The 18,339-nt window shown below is 67.7% G+C and carries 15 protein-coding genes and 1 pseudogene; 11 read left to right on the top strand and 5 right to left on the bottom strand.

Translation table 11 applies throughout. The annotated features are described in order from the left end of the window. Window positions 1–38 precede the first annotated feature (38 nt). Window positions 39–725 carry a hypothetical protein gene (locus EAX62_RS08810; protein WP_199711213.1) on the bottom strand — a complete coding sequence of 229 codons (687 nt, stop codon included), beginning with the start codon at window positions 723–725 and terminating at the stop codon, window positions 39–41. A 148-nt stretch (window positions 726–873) separates the two neighbouring features. Between EAX62_RS08810 and EAX62_RS08815 the strand changes: the two genes are divergently transcribed. Then, window positions 874–2,055, top strand: a complete 1,182-nt coding sequence (locus tag EAX62_RS08815) for a PQQ-dependent sugar dehydrogenase (RefSeq protein WP_199711214.1) — start codon at window positions 874–876, stop codon at window positions 2,053–2,055. 90 nt (window positions 2,056–2,145) lie between these two features. Here EAX62_RS08815 and hemQ read toward each other — a convergent pair whose 3' ends face one another. The 3 genes from hemQ to EAX62_RS08830 are packed head-to-tail and all read right to left on the bottom strand — an operon-like array spanning window position 2,146 to window position 5,233. Beyond that, the gene (hemQ, locus tag EAX62_RS17140; protein ID WP_121901314.1) at window positions 2,146–2,859 is read right to left on the bottom strand and encodes a hydrogen peroxide-dependent heme synthase; all 714 of its coding nucleotides are present in this window, start codon (window positions 2,857–2,859) and stop codon (window positions 2,146–2,148) included. Next, window positions 2,856–3,947, bottom strand: a complete 1,092-nt coding sequence (locus EAX62_RS17145) for a ferrochelatase (RefSeq protein WP_121901315.1) — start codon at window positions 3,945–3,947, stop codon at window positions 2,856–2,858. The genes hemQ and EAX62_RS17145 overlap by 4 nt, the downstream gene beginning before the upstream one ends. Continuing rightward, window positions 3,944–5,233 carry a glutamyl-tRNA reductase gene (locus tag EAX62_RS08830; protein WP_158600603.1) on the bottom strand — a complete coding sequence of 430 codons (1,290 nt, stop codon included), beginning with the start codon at window positions 5,231–5,233 and terminating at the stop codon, window positions 3,944–3,946. The genes EAX62_RS17145 and EAX62_RS08830 overlap by 4 nt, the downstream gene beginning before the upstream one ends. Before the next feature lie 39 nt (window positions 5,234–5,272). Between EAX62_RS08830 and hemE the strand changes: the two genes are divergently transcribed. The 6 genes and pseudogenes from hemE to hemL all read left to right on the top strand — a co-directional run bounded on the left by hemE (window position 5,273) and on the right by hemL (window position 11,709). After that, the gene (gene hemE, locus EAX62_RS08835; protein WP_199711248.1) at window positions 5,273–6,304 is read left to right on the top strand and encodes a uroporphyrinogen decarboxylase; all 1,032 of its coding nucleotides are present in this window, start codon (window positions 5,273–5,275) and stop codon (window positions 6,302–6,304) included. Beyond that, window positions 6,301–7,584, top strand: a complete 1,284-nt coding sequence (locus tag EAX62_RS08840) for a protoporphyrinogen/coproporphyrinogen oxidase (RefSeq protein WP_121901317.1) — start codon at window positions 6,301–6,303, stop codon at window positions 7,582–7,584. The genes hemE and EAX62_RS08840 overlap by 4 nt, the downstream gene beginning before the upstream one ends. Next, window positions 7,581–8,615: pseudogene (hemC, locus tag EAX62_RS17515) on the top strand (hydroxymethylbilane synthase); the annotation flags it as partial. The gene EAX62_RS08840 and the pseudogene hemC, both read left to right, overlap by 4 nt. A 123-nt stretch (window positions 8,616–8,738) precedes the next feature. Then, window positions 8,739–9,425, top strand: a complete 687-nt coding sequence (locus tag EAX62_RS17520) for a uroporphyrinogen-III synthase (RefSeq protein WP_407703324.1) — start codon at window positions 8,739–8,741, stop codon at window positions 9,423–9,425. Between the two features lie 41 nt (window positions 9,426–9,466). Further along, on the top strand, window positions 9,467–10,390 hold the full coding sequence (gene hemB, locus EAX62_RS08850; protein WP_233557905.1) for a porphobilinogen synthase: 924 nt from the start codon (window positions 9,467–9,469) through the stop codon (window positions 10,388–10,390). Further along, complete coding sequence (hemL, locus tag EAX62_RS08855; RefSeq protein ID WP_121901320.1) at window positions 10,378–11,709, top strand: glutamate-1-semialdehyde 2,1-aminomutase; 1,332 nt, start codon at window positions 10,378–10,380, stop codon at window positions 11,707–11,709. The genes hemB and hemL overlap by 13 nt, the downstream gene beginning before the upstream one ends. An 8-nt stretch (window positions 11,710–11,717) precedes the next feature. Here the strand turns inward: hemL and EAX62_RS08860 are convergent, their stop codons facing one another. Beyond that, window positions 11,718–13,973 carry a hypothetical protein gene (locus EAX62_RS08860; RefSeq protein WP_121901321.1) on the bottom strand — a complete coding sequence of 752 codons (2,256 nt, stop codon included), beginning with the start codon at window positions 13,971–13,973 and terminating at the stop codon, window positions 11,718–11,720. A gap of 239 nt (window positions 13,974–14,212) precedes the next feature. Between EAX62_RS08860 and EAX62_RS08865 the strand changes: the two genes are divergently transcribed. Genes EAX62_RS08865 through EAX62_RS08880 form a run of 4 tightly spaced genes read left to right on the top strand, consistent with a single transcriptional unit; the run spans window position 14,213 to window position 18,301 of the window. Then, window positions 14,213–15,502: an extracellular solute-binding protein gene (locus tag EAX62_RS08865; RefSeq protein ID WP_121901322.1), complete on the top strand. Its 1,290-nt coding sequence runs from the start codon at window positions 14,213–14,215 to the stop codon at window positions 15,500–15,502. A gap of 7 nt (window positions 15,503–15,509) precedes the next feature. Continuing rightward, window positions 15,510–16,466, top strand: coding sequence for a carbohydrate ABC transporter permease (locus tag EAX62_RS08870; RefSeq protein WP_121901323.1), 957 nt, complete (start codon window positions 15,510–15,512; stop codon window positions 16,464–16,466). Then, window positions 16,459–17,292 (top strand): carbohydrate ABC transporter permease, encoded by an 834-nt coding sequence (locus EAX62_RS08875; RefSeq protein ID WP_121901324.1) that lies wholly within the window; start codon window positions 16,459–16,461, stop codon window positions 17,290–17,292. Before EAX62_RS08870 ends, EAX62_RS08875 begins: the two co-directional genes overlap by 8 nt. Window positions 17,293–17,314: 22 nt before the next feature. Next, complete coding sequence (locus EAX62_RS08880) at window positions 17,315–18,301, top strand: glycoside hydrolase family 130 protein (RefSeq protein WP_199711215.1); 987 nt, start codon at window positions 17,315–17,317, stop codon at window positions 18,299–18,301. Window positions 18,302–18,339 lie beyond the last annotated feature (38 nt).

Consider the following 18,339-nt stretch of genomic DNA (forward strand, 5'->3'; position numbering starts at 1 on the left):
CTGGTTCCGCAGCGCTGGCGCCACGGTGTGTGCTCCGATCAGACGCGCACAGGCTGACACACCGGCGACCAGTCGTCCCGCGTGAGGCGTGTCTCGTGGACGGCGTCTCGGCCCGAGAGCTCGCGGCACAGGTCGATGGCCTCGATGAGGAGGGCGCGGAGCCGTGCATCCGGGTCAGGCACGCAGGCGAAGGCAATGGACCGTGTGGCGCATTCGATCACCGGTGCGCCGGGGGACTGGCTCCCCGTGGTCCGGGACGTTGCCATGAACGAGCGGGCCCATTTTTCGGCCAACGGAACCTCGGCGAAAGCCTGTCGTGTTCTCGCCGACAGGCTCCCGGACGGGCGTCCCTGTACTTCTGCGTAGAGCCGTTCGCAGGCAAGCATGCCGACGGCGAGTGATCGCTGGCTGGACTCGGCGGCCACGGGCAGCGCATGCGCAGCCGCAAGGAGCGCGAGCTCGTGATCCCACCGGGGATCGCTGCTCTGCAGGCCGATGACGGACGGGATCAGTGGTGCCAGCAGCGGGCGCTGGGCGTCGTCGGTGAAGTCGTTGACGAGTCGCGCCATGTGGGCCAGCAACCGGTGCGTGCACGTGGGGCTGTCGCTCCACCGTTCCCCCGCCAGGTAGGAGGCGAGTTCCATGAAGCAAGCGCCCCTGCGGGGGTTGCGGTGCTTCCCGCGCCCCAGGAGCGGGAGGAAGTCGTACTGGCCCGAATCCTTCATCACATCCACCTACCGTTGCAGTCGCCGCGTGTCATCCGTACGTTAGATTTTGCGCTCTCGGTCGCTTTCCCACAAGGGTTCCAGGCAAGTTCGTTCGATGACGAGGGTTAGCATGGGGTTTCGCCCACCTGAGTGGAGGGGATTGTCCATGGCTTCCGGACTGCGGAAACTCTGCCCATCGATGGCGGTGCTCGTCCTGTGCCTGACGGGATGCAGCGGTGACACCACACCGATGATCCCGCCGCTGCAGGCTCCCGCGACGTCGGCACCGGTGGCGCCCACGTCCACCACCTCACAGGCCCCCGTCACATCCGGCACTGACACCACGACAGCACAGCCGTCCCCTGTGATGAGTAGTCCGAAGGACGTCACCACCGGGCTGACCGCCCCGTGGTCGGTGGCCTTTGTGGATGGTGTGGCGCTCGTCAGCGAACGGGACTCAGGCCGCATCCTGGAACTGGGTGCGGACGGCACCGCGAGGGAGGTGGGCGTCATCGGCGACGTCCGTGCAGGAGGCGAAGGAGGCCTTCTCGGGTTGGCCGTGGACCAGCAGAAGATGCTCTACGCCTACTACACCACCGCACGGGACAACCGGATCGTCCGCTTTGACCTGGCCGGCTCGCCCGGGGACCTGGCACTGGGAGAGAAGACGGTCATTGTTGAGGGCCTGCACAAGTCCAGCACCCACAACGGCGGCCGCATCGCCTTCGGCCCCGACGGCATGCTCTACGCCAGCGCCGGCGATGCGGGGGTTCCCCAACGCTCCCAGGACAGGCAGAGCCTTGCCGGGAAGATCCTGCGCATGACATCGGATGGAGCGGTGCCTCCCGGCAACCCTTTCGAGGGCTCGCTCGTCTGGTCGTTGGGTCACCGCAACGTGCAGGGAATGGCGTGGACCTCCGACGGGACCATGTTCGCCACAGAGTTCGGCCAGAACACCTGGGACGAGCTCAACATCATCGAACCCGGGAACAACTACGGCTGGCCGGTGGTGGAGGGCATCGCCCGACATGCCGACTTCGTGGACCCGGTCCAGCAGTGGACCCCGGGCGAGGCCAGCCCCAGCGGGATGGCGTATCTGGACGGCACCCTCTACATCGCCAACCTCAGGGGCCAGCGGCTGCGCGGCGTTGATGTGTCCGACCCCTCTTCGTCGCGCGATGTCTTCGACGGCACCTATGGCCGTCTCCGGGACGTGGCGGTGGCGCCCGACGGCGCGTTGTGGGTCATGACCAACAACACCGACGGCCGCGGCAATCCACACCCGGGCGACGACCGGATTGTGGCGGTTCCGCGTCTTCTCAATGCACCAGATCCACGGAACCCCTGACAACTGTCGAGCAGACCAAGCGCTCACGCACAATCCCGATGCCAAAGCTCTCTGCCCGATCGGACTCCTGCACCACGTGACGGCCGGGGGTCAGACAGTGGGTTGGCGGGACACCCACTCCGGCAACTCGACGCGGGGCCCGGTGTAGAACGGCGTCTCCTCCCGTACGTGGAGTCGTGCCTCAACGGAGCGCTGGTGGCGCATGGCGTCCGTGAGGCGGTGGAGTTCGTCGGCCTCGAACGCCAGAATCCATTCATAGTCGTTCAGGGCGAAGCTCGACAGTGTGGAGGCGACCACGTCGGGGAACTCGCGACCCGCGATCCCGTGCTCATACAGCATCTTCGAGCGATGGTCGTTGTCCAGGTAGTACCACTCATAGCTACGGACGAACGGGTACACGCACAACCACGGCCGCGGCGCGAAGCCGGCGAAGCACGACGGCACGTGCATGCGGTTGAACTCGGCGGGGCGGTGGACGCCCATGACGGACCACACGGGATCCAGAAACCTGCCCAGGCCGCTGGTGCGGATGGCGTGGTAGCCGGCCTGAAGTTGGGCGGGGTCATGCGCTGTTGTCCAGACCATGAGGTCGGCGTCGGCACGGAAGCCGCCCACATCGTAGAAACCGCGGACCGTCACACCCGTGGCTTCGATGGCCGCCTGCAGTGAGCCGGCGCCAACGTCGGCCGCCAGCGGTGATGACGTCCTGAACACCGAGTACAGGGCGTACAACGGCATGGCGTTGATGGCCTCGATGTCGACGTCGGTCTCGTCGCGGGCGTCGCGGCCGGGGTGGACTGTCATACGGTGGCTCCTTCTGCGGTGGGGGTGCTTGCCGGCGGGCGGGTGTGACGCGGGGGCGCCTTGCAGCAGTCCACCGGGCAGGTCTGGGCGGCGCAGGTGACGTCGTCCAGTTCGCCGCGGGCGGCGGCGGCGCGCTCAAGCAGCAGGTCCACGAGGAGGGCGTGGAACTCGGGGTCGTCGTTCACGGTGGCGGCACGTTGGAACGGCAGTTCGAGTTCCCTGGCGGTGGCACGAGCCTCGGTGTCGAGGTCGTAGAGCACTTCCATGTGGTCGTTGAGGAACCCTATGGGGGCGGCCACGACGCCAGCGATCCCCTCCTCCTTCACCTCGGCCATGCGGTCGTTGATGTCGGGTTCCAGCCATGGGACGTGCGGAGGCCCGGAGCGGGAGCAGTACGTCAGCTCCCACTCGAGGGTTTCACCGAGTTCCGCAGAGGCGATGGCAGCCACCCGCGTGGCCACACGCAGATGCTGCGTTTCGTAGGTGCCACGGACGATGCCTGAGGTGGCGTTCATGCTGATGGGGATGGAGTGCGTGACGAACAGGACGCGCAGGGCGTCGTCGCCGATGCGTCCCCGCAGGTCACGGACGGCTGCCACGAGTGAGCGGGCATTGGCGTTGACGAAGCCGTCACGGTCGGAGTAGGGCGTGATCTTGTCGATCGACACGACGCCATCCGTGCTGGCCTCCGCGGCCTGCATGTCCTCCCTGTACTGCCTGCAGCCCGAGTAGGACCCATAGGCGGAGGTGGCCATGCCCACCACGCGACGGTGCCCATCGGCAGCCAACTGACCAACGGTCTCGGCGTTGTAGGGCAGCCAGTTGCGGTTCCCGATGACGACGGGCACGTCGAGCCCGCGTCGATCCAATTCCGCGCGTACATGGTCCAGCAGCCGCGCGTTGAGCTCATTGATGGGGGAGCGGCCGCCGAACATCATGTAGTGCTCGGAGACCTCGAGGAGGCGCTCGTCAGGGATCCCGCGGCCGGCTGTTGCGTTGCGCATGAACGGCAGGACGTCGTCGGGTTCGTTGGGGCCGCCGTATGAGGTGACCAGGACTGCGGTGTACGGGCTGAGATCGGCGTTCACATTGCCTCCAGACGTGGGCGGGGATCGAGATCGCTGAGAGCCAGTCCGGTGACGGGGCAGTGCTGCGATTCAAGGTCATCGGGGTTGAGTTCAGGGGAGGGGGCGGCGGCGCTGATGCCGTAGACCTCGTTCAATGCGCTGAGGTACTCCTCGCTGCGGCCGGCCTCGGCTGCCTCGCGGGCGCGCATCGAGGGGGTGTGGAGCAGCCGGGTTGCGAGGCGGCGGAGGGCGTGGGCGCACTCGTCGCGGTCGAGGGATCGTCCGCGGGGGAGACGCTCGACCTCGTCGGCCACCAGTTCGAGGACGGCTTGACGCAGCTCGACGACGGCGGGATCCACCAGCCGGGACCGCATCCGGGCCAGCGCACCCTCCACGCCCTCGGACACCAGTGCGGCGGCGTGTTCCGTGTCCCGGTCCCACCGGGGTGCGACGTCTCGCTGGATGAGGGCAAGGTCCACGGCGGTGACATGCGGCAGCGCGGCCACCTCCGGGGCGACGTCTCGCGACAGGGACAGATCGATGACGGCCACGGGCCGAGGGCAGGCCAGCATGTCGGCCGTGATGGTGTGGCCACCGGTGCCACGGCAGGTGACGATGACGTCGGCGTCGTGCAGGGCGCGGGGCAGGTCGTCGACGCAGACCATCTGGTGTGATTCGGCGAACCGCGGACCGCGTCCGGAGGAGGAGTGGACCCTCAGATTCCGGGCGCCCCGTGAGCGCACGGCGCTGACCACCGCGCCGGCGAAGGATCCGGTACCCACCACGAGGACGCGCTGGCTGGCCCAGTCGAGCGGACCGAGCATGTCCAGACCCTCGGAGACGACGGATCGGCCGGCCGCATGCAGGGATGTCTCGCGGGCGATGCGTCGCGACGTGCGCAGAGCCTCCTCCACGCACAGGGTGACCGACGGGCTGGCGTGGCCGTTGTCCTGGGCGTCGTTGAGCGCACGGCGCAACTGGCCGGCGATTTCCCGCTCGCCCACCACCATGGACTCCAAGCCAGCAGCGACGCGGAAGAGGTGCGTGAGCGCCTCGTCGCCTTCACGGACATCCCAGGCCATGGGCGCTGCACCGACCCGGGAGAGACGCAGCCGCGCGTGGGCGGTGGTGAGCGTGGGGGCGTCGAGGAGGACTTCCACGCGGTTGCACGTGGCGAGGACGACGACGCCGTCCACGTCCCGGATCTCACGCAGCTGGTCCGCCAGGAGGGGCGCATTCTCTGATGCACGCTGCACCTCGGCGAGGCCGTGGGTGTCGTGCTGAATGGAGAAGATTCGGAGGTTCACGATGGGCCCAGTGAACCACGGTTTTCCCCATGGGGCAGAATCGAACCCGTGACTTCCTTTGATGTGCCCCCTCTGCTCCAGGCCCTGTCCGGGCAGCGCCCCCAGCGACTCCCCGTGTGGTTCATGCGCCAAGCAGGCAGGTCGCTCCCCGAGTACAAAAAGGTGCGACGCGGCGTCGCCATGTTGGATGCCTGTTTGCGCCCGGAACTGGCTGCGGAGATCACCCTGCAGCCCGTGCGCCGTCACGCAGTGGACGCGGCCATCTTCTTCTCCGACATCATGACCCCCCTGAAGCTGGCGGAGGTGGGCGTCGACATCGTCGCCAACGTGGGCCCAGTAATCGAACATCCCGTCCGGAATGCCTCCGACGTCGACGCCCTCGTGGCCCACGAGATCAGTGACGCGAGCCCCATCTCCGAAGCCATTGCACTGGTGTGCGCGGAGCTTGGGGAGGCGACGCCGCTCATCGGTTTCGCCGGTGCACCATTCACCCTGGCCGCGTATCTGGTGGAGGGTCGCGGGACGCGGGACCACCTCGCTGCGCGGGCCATGATGCACGCCGATCCAGAGTCCTGGCGCCGGCTGCTCGAGTGGTGCGGCCGGATCTCGGGGGAGTTCCTGAAGGTGCAGGTGGACGCCGGTGCACGCGTGGTGCAGTTGTTCGACTCCTGGGCCGGATCCCTGTCACGGGCCGACTACGTGGAGCACGTCGCCCCGCATTCCGCCGCCGCACTCGCGGCCGTCGAGGGCAGGGTGCCACGCATCCATTTCGGCACGGGCACGCGACACCTGCTCGGGGACATGGCCGCCTGCGGCGTCGAGGCCATGGGCATCGACTACCGGACACCGCTCGACGAGGCCGCAGAGGCGCTGCCGGGACTGCCTCTGCAGGGCAACATCGACCCGGCGCTGCTGGCGGCCGGCTGGGACGCCCTGGAGGCTCACACCCGCGACGTCGTGGAGCGTGGGCGACGTGCCCCGGCGCACGTCGTCAACCTCGGTCATGGCGTGCCACCCGACACAGATCCTGACGTACTGACCCGCCTCGTCGACCTCGTCCACTCACTGTGAGTGCCGTCGTCGTCGGCGGCGGCCTCGCCGGGCTGGTGGCGGCCCGTGAACTCCTGCAGGCGGGCGAGTCGGTTGACCTGTACGAGGCCGACGACTTCCTGGGCGGGCTCGTGGCACGCCAACCCCTGGGCGGAACCCTCGTCGACGGCGGCGCCGAGGCATTCGCCGTGCGCACGAGCATTGTGGCCGACCTCTGCGCCGAATTGGGCCTGGAGGTGGCTGAGCCTCAGGGCCAGCCACACATCTGGTGGCCTGAGGCGCCGCACGTGTGGCCCATGGCCAACGGGGTGCTGGGCATCCCCGGCAGTCTCGACGACCCATCCCTCCTTGGCGCACTGACCCCTGAGGAGCGCGCCGAGGCGGGTCGCGACGCCATCATGGGCGGCGACGTCGCCGCCGACGAGACGCGTCTGGGCCCGCTTGTCGAGGCCCGTCTGGGACGTGCAGTGGTGGAGAGGCTCGTGGAGCCCGTGACACGCGGCGTCTACGGTCGCTCCCCGTACGACATGGACGTGGACAGGTCGGCACCCGGATTGCGTGACGCCATGCGGGAGCACGGATCTCTCATGGCCGCAGTGTCAGCGATACGTCAGCCCGGGAAGGCCGCCGTGGCGCAACCCGTCGGGGGTCTCTTCCGACTCATCGACGCGCTGGCCGCCGACATCCAACGACTGGGAGGACGGATCCACACCGGGCTCGACGTGCGGCAGGTGCAGCGCGACGGCTACGGCTGGGAGATCCGCACCCGCTCCGGGCCATTGCGCGCCGACAGGGTGTTGCTGGCCGTCGGAGCACGTGCCGCTGAGCGGTTGCTCACGCCGCTCGGTATCTCGTTCGAGATGCCACCCACCCATCCCAGCTTCCAGGCGCTGCTGTCGCTGCGCCACCCGGGTCTGGCGTCCGGACCCGTGGGGTCGGGGGTCATCGTCGGTCGTCGGGACCCTCGACTGGTGGCCCGCGCACTCACCCACTACTCCGTGAAGTGGCCGTGGGCTGGCCACGACGGACGCCATGTGGTGCGACTCGCCTACGCCGCATCCCCGACCCTCACGCAGGCCCTCGCCGATGCGTCCCTCCTGCTCGGCATCGAACTGGCGGAGCGCGACGTGGTGGACTTTGCCGTACTCGACTGGGAGATGCCGACGGCCATGCCCCCCGAAGACCTCGCGGTGCTCACCGAGGGGTTGGCCCACGTCGACGGCCTTGCGGTGACCGGGGCGTGGGTGGCTGGCAACGGCATCGCCGCCGTCGTCAAGGCCGCGCAGGATGTGGTGGCATGAAACTCCGACTCGGAACTCGCGGCTCCACCCTCGCCGTCACCCAGTCCACACACGTGGCCGACGCCCTGCGGGCACTCGGACACGAGGTGGAGTTGGTGCGCATCAGAACCCATGGCGACAAGGCACGCGGATCCCTCCTGGCCATGGCGGGCCTCGGAGTGTTCGCCGCCGAACTACGACGCGCACTGCTGGAGGGCGAGTGTGATTTCGCCGTCCATTCCCTGAAGGACCTGCCCGTCGACGGCGTCCCCGGCCTGCTGGTGGCGGCCATCCCCGAGCGGGAGGACCCCCGCGATGCCCTGTGCTCCCGTGACGACCGTCGTCTCGCCGAACTTGCCCCCGGGGCGCGGGTGGGTACCGGCTCGCCGCGCCGCATCGCCCAACTCCGCGGGATCCGCCCGGATCTGGACTACGTGGACATCCGCGGCAACATCGACACCCGCCTGTCCCGGGTGGCTCCCGGCGATCTCGACGCCGTCGTCCTGGCAGCCGCCGGGCTGAACCGTCTGGGGCTGCACGACCGCATCTCCGAGATCCTGGACATCCTGCCGTCGCCCGGCCAGGGGGCGCTTGCGCTGGAGTGCCGTCGCGACAACCGTGCAGTCATTGAGGTACTCGAGCTGCTGGATCATGCCGACACCCGCACCGCAGTCACGGCCGAACGGGCGCTGCTGAAGGCGCTGGGCGGCGGTTGCGCCGCCCCCATCGCCGCACTCGGCACGCCCGCCCAGTCCGTGGGGGGCTCCTCCTCGACCCGCACCGTGGGCGCCGGTCAACCCTCCGCCTCCCTGAGTGCTGGACCCTCCGCCCGCACGCTAAGTGTTCGCAACGTCGTCGCCGGCGCATCGGAGGGCGACCAACCCGACACCCCCCACCTCACCGGCGGTGTGTTCGCCCTCGACGGCAGCCGGAACCTGATCCTCTCCGTGTCCGTCTCCACTCCCGAGGCCGCAGGGCAGTGGATGGCCCAGGAACTGGTGATTCGCGGTGCCGGTGACATCTGTGACATCTCTGCGGCACGGGAATCGCGACTGGAGGACCTGCACGACGACGCCCCGGAGACCACGCAGGGAAACATTTTCCGTGACATTCGCGAGGACGCTCACGCGGGGGGAGACCTGTGGCCGCGCGGCACCCAACTCCGCTCCGCCAGCGTGTTCCTTCCACGGGAGGAGGGTGGCCTGAGCGCCGCCATCGAGGCGGCCGGCCCGTCGGTGTTCTGCGAGCCATTGATCCAGCGCCGCACCCTGCCGGTCAGGGGGACCCTGGCAGGTGCGGACTGGGTGGCCATCACCTCAGCCCGCACCGTCGACACGTTGATCGAAATTGGCTGGCGCATCCCCGAGGGCGCCCGCGTCGCCGCCGTGGGCGCGGCCACAGCCCGTGCGCTCGAGGCCGCCGGCCACACCGTCGACCTCGTCCCGGACGGGCCCTCCAGCGCCGCCGACCTGCTGCGCGTGTTTCCCGAGGGCACCGGTCGCGTGGTGATCCCGGGCTCCGCGTTGTCATCGACGGAACTGGTGGACGGTCTGCGCCACAAGGGGTGGGACGCACAAGCGTTACCCATCTACACCGTCGACCCGGTGCATGCACCGAGCCCCGACCTGTGGGACCGCTGGAGCGCCGGCGAGTTCGACGCCGTCGTGGTCACCTCCGGTTCCATCGCCCGCGCCATCGACGACCTGCTGGGCTGGCCGCCCGCCACCCGGGTGCTGGCCTTCGGGCAGCCCACCGCCATGGTGCTGGCCAAGCTCGGCGTCCCCAACGCTGTCGTGTCCAGCCAGGACCCGGACTCCGTCGTGGGCGCCCTCACCGACATCCTCACGAAGGGCCAGGCATGACCCCCACCATCCGCCCACGCCGTCTGCGCACCACCCCGGCCATGCGCCGGCTGGTGGCCGAGACCCGTCTGCACCCCCACCAACTCGTGTGGCCGCTGTTCGTCGGTCGAGACGCCGCACCCATCTCCTCCATGCCGGGGGTGATGCGCCACGACGTCCACTCCGTCGCAGAGGTTGCACGGCAGGCCGTCCACGCCGGGCTGGGCGGCGTGATGCTCTTCGGTGTCCCCGACGACGCCGACAAGGACGAGATGGGCACCCACGGCTGGCTGCCCGAGGGCATGGGCCAGCGCGCCGTGAACGCCGTGCGGGACGCCGTCGGTGATGATCTGGTGGTCATGGTGGACACCTGCCTCGACGAGTTCACCACCCACGGCCACTGCGGGGTACTCGACGACGGCGGCCGCGTGGACAACGACGCCACCCTCGAGTTGTACGCCCGGATGGCTGTGGCCCAGGCACGGGCGGGGGCGCACGTGGTGTCACCGTCGGGGATGATGGACGGCCAGGTGGCGGTGATCCGCGAGGCGCTGGACGCTGACGGGCACCACGACGTGGCCATCCTCGCGTACGCCGCCAAGTACGCCTCCGCGTTCTACGGGCCCTTCCGTGAAGCGGTCGCGTCCACGCTGCAGGGTGATCGGCGCACGTATCAGCAGGACCCCGGCAACCGTCGCGAGGGACTGCGGGAGACCCGCCTTGACCTCGCGGAGGGCGCCGACATGGTGATGGTGAAGCCGGCCAGCCACTACCTGGACGTGCTGGCCGACGTGGCCGCCATCTCCGAGGTGCCGGTGGCGGCGTACCAGGTGTCGGGGGAGTACTCCATGGTGGAGGCGGCCGCCGAGCGTGGCTGGATCAACAGACGGATGGCCGTGGAGGAGTCGGTGGGCAGCATTGTGCGCGCCGGCGCGGACATTGTGCTGACGTATTGGGCGAAGGAGCTTGCAGGATGGCTGAAGTGAACAAGACCACCGGAACCCAGGACCGGCTGATGGCGCGCGCCAGGGCCATCATCCCCGGGGGCGTGTCCTCCCCGGTGCGTGCATTCGGGTCCGTGGGTGGCACGCCCGTGTTCGTGGCCCGCGCCGAGGGTCCCCGGGTGTTCGACGTCGACGGCGTCGACTACGTGGACCTTGTCTGCTCCTGGGGTCCGGCACTGCTGGGCCATGCGCACCCACAGGTGGTGGGGGCTGTGCAGGCCGCTGCTGCGCGCGGCCTGTCCTTCGGTGCACCCACCTCCGCCGAGGTGGACCTGGCGACGCTGATCCGTGACAGGGTTCCTGCGGCTGAACGTGTTCGGTTCGTCTCCACAGGCACCGAGGCCACCATGACCGCCATCCGTCTGGCTCGCGGCGCCACGGGTCGCGACCTCATCATCAAGTTCGCCGGCCTGTACCACGGCCACAGCGATGCACTGCTCGCGGCTGCGGGCTCAGGCCTCGCCACTGCCGGCCTTCCCGGCTCCGCCGGCGTCACAGCGGCAACGGCCGCCGAGACCATCGTCCTGCCCTACAACGACGTCACCGCGCTGGAGGGGGCATTCGCCCTGCAGGGGGAGCGGATCGCCGCCGTCATCACCGAGGCCGTTCCTGCCAACATGGGTGTGGTGCCGCCCGCCGCCGGCTTCAACGAGGCCATCCGGCGAGTGACCGCCCAGTACGGGGCGCTCATGATCTTCGACGAGGTGATGACAGGCTTCCGTGTGGGACCCGCCGGGTGGTGGGGCGTTGAGGCGGGGGTCGAGAACCCCACCTACACCCCGGACATCTTCACGTTCGGCAAGGTCGTGGGCGGCGGGATGCCCCTGGCCGCACTGGGTGGACGCGCCGACGTCATGGAGTTGCTTGCCCCCGTCGGTCCCGTCTACCAGGCGGGGACGCTGTCCGGGAACCCGCTGGCCACGGCTGCCGGGATGGCCACGCTGAACCTGGCCGACGACGCCGTGTACGCGCACGTGGACCGTCGCTCCGCGGAGCTGCAGAGCGCGGTGGACGAAGCATTGACGGCGGCCGGTGTCCCGCACGTGGTGCAGAACGCTGGCAACTTGTTCTCGGTGTTCTTCCGCGACGAGCCCGTGCTCGACTACGACGATGCGCGGGACCAGGACACGGCGGCCTTCGCCCGCTTCTTCCACTCCATGCTGGATCAGCGGGTGGCGCTCCCGCCGTCGGCCTTCGAGGCATGGTTCCTCTCGGCAGCCCACGACGACGGGGCCATGTCCAGAATCATCGGAGCCCTCCCGGCTGCGGCCCGAGCCGCAGCGCGAGCCCTGACCACGTAGCGCCCGCGTCAGTCACCCGCCGACGGCAGGCCCGGGGGCCTCGTCGTCGGACGGCGGGTCGGCTGCGTCGCAGTGGGTGACGCCGACTGTGTGGGTGACGCCGACTGTGTGGGTGACGCCGACTGTGTGGGCGACGCCGACGCCGACGCCGACGCCGACGCTGTGGGGGTGGGTGTGGGCGTCGGTGTTGTCGCGGGGGCATCCCCGACGATGGCGAAACCCTGCGGTTGCAGCATCACGGGTGCCCCGACACCCACCTCGACCAGTTTCCCGGTGCGGTCGTAGGAGCTCCAGATGATGCCGCCGGGGCCATCCTGCTGGATGGGGGCAGGGCGGACGTCGTCCGTGGCGTTGTGCAGCAGACGGGTGGCGTGGCTCCCGTCGCGCAGGACGAGACTGGACACGACGGGAATCAGCAGCACGGCGTCCAGTTGTGCGGCCTCCCCGTCACCCGAGGCGACTGCTGCCAGCTCCGTCCCACCGGCAGGCAGGAGACCCTTCAACGTGACGGGCACCAGCGATCCGGGTGCCTCCGTGACACCCTGCTCACCACCCGCGCCGGTGTCCACCGTTCCCAGGGACTGCCCGCCTGCAGAGAAACTCAACGACGCGGAGTCCCCGTCGACGAGGTCCACCACCGGAAGAACCAGTCGGGGCTGGTCCGAGGCGGGGACCACCCAGGTGCTTCGCGCACCGTCGGCCATCTTCAGGTAGGCGGCACCGCTCCATGCGGATTCTCCCGTCCACGAGGACTCCGGGGTCACCACCTCAGCGCCACCCTCGACGGCGCCGGCCTCGCCTTCGGCCACAGCCACGCCGTCCTGGCCCGTCAAGGTCGTCAACGTCTGGGCGGCCGCTGCCACGGCGGGGTGCGCATCCAGCGCGATCATCGACAGGAGACCGTGAATGGTCGACTCCGCACCCGCGTTCTGGTTCACCACGCCGTCGGCGTTCAGCCCGTCGAAGGTGACGCCTGTCGCCGGGTCGTACATCGACGCCCCCGCGCGGTTGGCGCCGAAGTACCAGGCGGCGGTCATGGATGCCAGGGATGCCAACCCCGGCCGGTCAGCGACGTCGGACAGCGTCAGCAACGATTGCAACCTGGAGTCGATGCCGTAGGCGATCTGTGTCCGGTCCGTGGGGGAGGGCTGCCAACCGTTGATGGGCCCTGTGGAGGTGAGGAGGTAGGGCGTGAACACCGCCGCGTCCCGCAGGGCCGCGTCCATGAGGGCAGGGTCGGGCGAGTCAAGGGCGCCAGACGCCCGGCCCAGTCCGGCTGGCATCTGCGACGACCATGCGTGCCACAGTGAGCGGGAATGCGTCCACTGGAGAACCGCCCCGAATGGCCAGTTCCCCGCGTCGCCCGCCGACATGGCGGCGACGCCCTCGGCGTAGCGCTCCATGTCCACCGTCGCACGCTCCGACAGTGTGGTCCCGGAGGGCGCGCTGCGGACGTAGGCAGCCAGCCCCAGCATTGCTTCCGCTGTGGCGTCGGCCCCGTCGACGATGAGCCACCCCGGGACGCGCGCCCCGTCGGCCACGTCCCACTGGCCGTACCGGGAGAGTGAGGCTTCTTCCAGTGCGTCCAGCGCCAGGTCCAACCGATCTTCCAGGAATGCGGCGAACCCGGGGTCCTCCTGTGCGAATGCCTCGTAACCCTCACCTAGCGCCCACACGGATCGGGCAAGCCAGTAGGACTCGTCGGAGTCGCTCGGGTCCGGCAGTTCCACAGGTGTCGGACTCGGGTTGAGGGTGCCGTCGGGCTGCATCCACAGCACCACGTTGCCGGCGTTCTCGCCGGTGGTGGTCTGCATGTAGGTGACGCCGCGCAGGAGTTCGTACGCTCGTTGCCTGCTGCTCTGGTTGCCCGTGGCCTTCCAGTGGCGGAGGTACACGACGGCGGCGCGCGTCAGATCGTCGGTGTTGAAGGCGCCCTGCGCCCAGGTGTCGGTGGCCTCGTCGTACGGCCCGCCGCCCACGCGTTCGTACACGCCGCCGTCGCGCCTGTCGGCGTAGGTCCACAGCACGCCCAGTTCGGGTTCCTGCTCCTGACGGTAGGTGGAGTGACCCTCCTGTGCCGGGGGTGCGACGGTGTCGCCGAGGAAGTCGAGGTGTGCCAGGTTGGTGAGCGGCTGGACGACGACATTGACGTCTGCGGGTGGGGCGCCGTTGGCCAGTACCGTCCCAAGACCGGTCAGAAAGAGTGCAGCGGCCACCCCCAGCGAGGTGCGGGCACGGAGCCTGGTGATTGACGTGGTGGTCATCGTCGACCTGCTTTCGTCGGGGGGTGGGAGCCCTCTGGTGAGGAAGGCTCTGCCCGTAATAGTCATCCATGACGGGAGTGTCATGTGCGTTTAACGGCAGAATCGATGGAATCCGCGGTGGGGGCAACAGAGATTCCACCACCGGACGCGACTCCGTAGATCCATCTCGCAACTACCCCGTCAATGCCACCCGATGGGGCTAGCATGCAGGAACAAAGCTTGTCAAAAGGGGGCCTTCAATGAAGAAGCGAACAGCAATTACCGCCATGGTGGGTGCAACGGCACTACTGCTGGCAGCCTGCGGCAACGGGGGTGGTGGTGGTTCGGAGGAGACTGCGAACACCACAACCGGACCCATCACCGTCTGGTTCTCCAACAACGAGCAAGAGCTTGCCTGGGGCAAGAGCGTCACCGAGCAATGGAACAAGGACCATGCCGACCAGAAGGTCACGGCACAGGAGATTCCTGCTGGCGCCAGTTCGGAGGAGGCCATCACAGCGGCCATCACCGCTGGAACGGCCCCTTGCCTGGTGTACAACATCTCGGCGGCTGCGGCTCCCCAGTGGGAGCGTCAGGGCGGCCTCATCGACCTCAAGACGTTCTCGGACGGCGAGGACTACCTCACCAAGCGCAGTGGGGACCTCCTCAACGGGTACAAGGGTCAGGACGGCGGTCTGTTCCAGGTGCCGTGGAAGTCGAACCCCGTGATGGTCATGTACAACAAGGACCTGTTCAAGAAGGCCGGGATCGACCCCGAGAAGCCGGACATGGACACGTTCGACAAGTTCATCGCCGCCTCCCAGAAGATTGTGTCCTCCGGCGCCGCCAAGGCGGCCATCTGGCCCTCGCCCACCAGCGAGTTCTTCCAGCCCTGGTTCGACTTCTACCCCGTCTACATCGCGCAGACCGGCGGCACCAACTTCGTGAAGGACGGCAAGGCGACGTTCAACGACGACAACGGCAAGGCTGTCTGGGAGTTCTTCCACACGCTGTACGCCGATGGCGTGTCACCCAAGGAGAAGTCGAACGACGACGCCATGGGAACAGGGGCGGCCGCCATGCAGATGGCCGGTCCGTGGGCCATCGCCTCGTACAAGGGGAAGATCGATTACGGTTTCATGCCCGTCCCCACCAAGGATGGAAAGACCGCCGACGAGACATACACATTTGCCGACTCCAAGAACATTTCGATGTTCACGAGCTGCAAGGCCAACGGCACCGCGTGGGAGTTCCTGAAGTACACCACCAGCGAGGAGAACGACGGCGCTTTCCTGGAGGCGACGGGACAGATGCCCATCAGGCCGGGGTTGGAAAAGGCCTATCCCGAGTACTTCAAGGCCAACCCCGACTATGTGGCATTCGCCAGTCAGGCGTCCCGCACCGTCGACGTTCCCAACGTGGCCAATTCGGTGGAGATGTGGCAGGACTTCCGGAACAAGTACTCCGCCTCCGTGATTTTCGGCACCACCCCCATTCCGGACGGATTGGCCGCTGCAGAGAAGTCGGTCAACGACCTCATCTCCCAATAGGTGTGCAATGAGCACCTCGACCACGTCGCAGCGCCCACCCGATGACACGTTCACAGAGCCTCAACGCTCTCGCAGCCTGAAGGAGCGGCTGCTGGGCAAGCAGCCGTTGGGGCTGGTTTTCAGCGCACCGTATGTAGTCTTCCTGGCTGTGGTGTTCGCCTATCCCTTCGGGTTGGCCATCTGGATCTCGTTCCACGACTACATTTTCACCGCGCCCAACGTCAGCGTCCCGCATCCCTTCGTGGGCCTGCAGAACTACGTGACGGCCCTCACCGATCCCGCCGTCCTGCGGTCGTTCCTCAACACGCTGATCTTCCTGGTGATCAATGTGCCCATCACGGTGGTCCTGTCCATCGTTCTTGCCGCTGCCCTCAACACCGGTATCCGGTGGGCGAGCGCCTTCCGTGTCGCGTTCTACGTTCCCTACGTCACAGCCAGCGTGTCCCTCATCGGCGTGTGGCTCCTGCTCTTCTCCCAGGGTGGGCTCATCAACAGCATCCTCGGCCCACTGGCCCCGGATCCGTCATGGCTCATCAACTCGAAGCTGGCCATGCCGTCCATCGCCATCTACGTCGCATGGAAGCAGCTCGGCTTCTACATCCTGTTGTACCTGGCGGCTCTGCAGGCCATCCCCAAAGAACTCTACGAGGCGGCATCCATCGACGGCTCGGGCACCTTGGGCAAGTTCTGGAATGTCACGGTGCCGGGGGTGCGCTCAGCCACCGTCCTGGTGCTGATCCTCGCCATCATCACCGGGGCGAACCTGTTCACCGAGCCGTACCTGCTGACCAACGGCGGCGGGCCCGACGGTGCGTCGGCCACCCCCGTCCTCCTCATCTATCAAAAGGCGTTGCAGCAGACGAATCCCGACGTGGCATCCGCCATCGGGGTGGTTCTGGTGATCGCCGTCGGGATCCTGTCGGCATTGGCCAATCGTGTGGGGGGAGGGAGTGACGATGAATGATCGAGGACGACGTGTGCTGCTCCACGTGGCGCTGGCCGCTGCGGCCCTGGTGTTCATCTTCCCGTTCTACTTCATGGTCATCGGGGCGTTCCAGGAGAATCCCACGAATGACCCGTCGAGCCTCTTTCCCATCGGCGGATGGACCACACGCAACTTCAGCGACATCAACTCCCGCGTGCCGTTGGGGACCGCACTCCTGAACTCCGCCATCTTCACGATCGGTGTTCTGCTGGGAACCCTGACGTTCGGCCTGCTGGCCGGCTATGCGTCGGCGCGGCTACGGTTCCGGGGTCGCTCCGTGGTGTTCGTGGCGATGCTGCTGGTCCAGATGATCCCATTCCAGTTGCTCATGGTCCCGTTGTACGTGCTTCTCACACGCACCTACGGCCTGGGTGACACCCACATCGGCATCATCCTGCCGTTCCTGGTCAACACCACAGCGGTGTTCATCTTCCGGCAGTTCTTCCTGGGGCTACCCGAATCAATCTTCGAGTCGGCACGCCTCGACGGTGCGAGCGAGCTGAGAACGCTGTGGTCCATCGCTCTGCCGCTGGTGCGCCCCGCGTTCGTCACTGTCATCCTGGTGACCTTCATCGGGCCCTGGAACGAGTTCCTGTGGCCGTTCCTCATCACCAAGGACGTCACCATGCAGCCGCTGGCTGTTGCCCTGGCGAACTACATCACCAACGTGTCACAGACCGCGTCCAACCCCAATGGTGCAATCCTGGCCGGCGCCTGCGTGCTGGCGTTCCCTGTCGTCCTGCTCTTCTGCCTGTTCCAGCGCTACTTCACATCGACCGACGTCGGCTCCGGCGTCAAGGGTTGACCCACCCCAAGGAGATCGCCCCGTGACCACCGTCTCCATCTTCGAGCACGCCACGTTCCCGCTGGGGCCGTTCGAACCGTACGAGCACAACCCCATCCTGCGCCCCGTGGGGGACACTTGGGAGTCCGCCAACCTCTACAACCCCGCCGCGTTGGTCGTTGACGACAAGGTGGTGCTGCTGTACCGCGCCCATGCGGCGGACATCGTCTCCCACATCGGCATTGCCACCAGCGATGATGGCTTCCACTTCGAGCGGGAGGCAGCGCCGATCCTGTCCCCGGAGCACGACTACGAGCGGTTCGGGTGCGAGGACCCGCGAGTGGTGTTCATCGACGGGACCTACTACCTCACCTACACCGGATGGGACAGACACCAAGCCCGATTGTGTCTGGCCACCTCCACGAATCTGCGGTCCTGGACCAAGCACGGCCCCCTGTTCGAGGACTTCGACACCTTCGCCACCGTCGCTCCGTGGGGCCACGGCTGGAGCAAGGCCGGCGTCATCGTGCCGTTCATGATGCAGGGCACGTGGTGGATGTACTTCGGCGAGGGCGCCATCTACTGGGCCACCAGCGACGACCTCATCCACTGGACACCGGGAACGAGGGACACCGAGCCCATGTACACCCCGACGCCGTGGTCCTTCGACCGGGACCTCGTGGAGATCGGCACCTCACCCGTTCTCACCGACGGTGGCCTGCTGGTGATGCTCACCAACGGTGCCATCCGCCGCTGGCGGGGTGACCGGATGGACGTCGACTACCGCTGCGGGCAGATCGCCATAGACCCCAGCAACCCCAGGAAGGTCATGGCCCGCACGCAGGAGCCGTGGCTGGAGCCACAGTCGTTCGAGGAGAAACACGGGTTGGTTTCCAACGTCACGTTCGTGGAGGGGCTCGTCTTCTTCAAGGGCCGCTGGTTGGCCTACTACGGCCAGAGTGACACCACGTTGGCCGTCGCCATCCATGATCCGGCCCAGCCGTGGAGCACGGTGGGCTCGGGCGGCTGATGTCCGTGGAGGGCGATCACGGCGCCCACGGCCCACCA

This window comes from Tessaracoccus antarcticus (assembly GCF_003688855.1).
Taxonomy (GTDB): domain Bacteria; phylum Actinomycetota; class Actinomycetes; order Propionibacteriales; family Propionibacteriaceae; genus Arachnia; species Arachnia antarctica.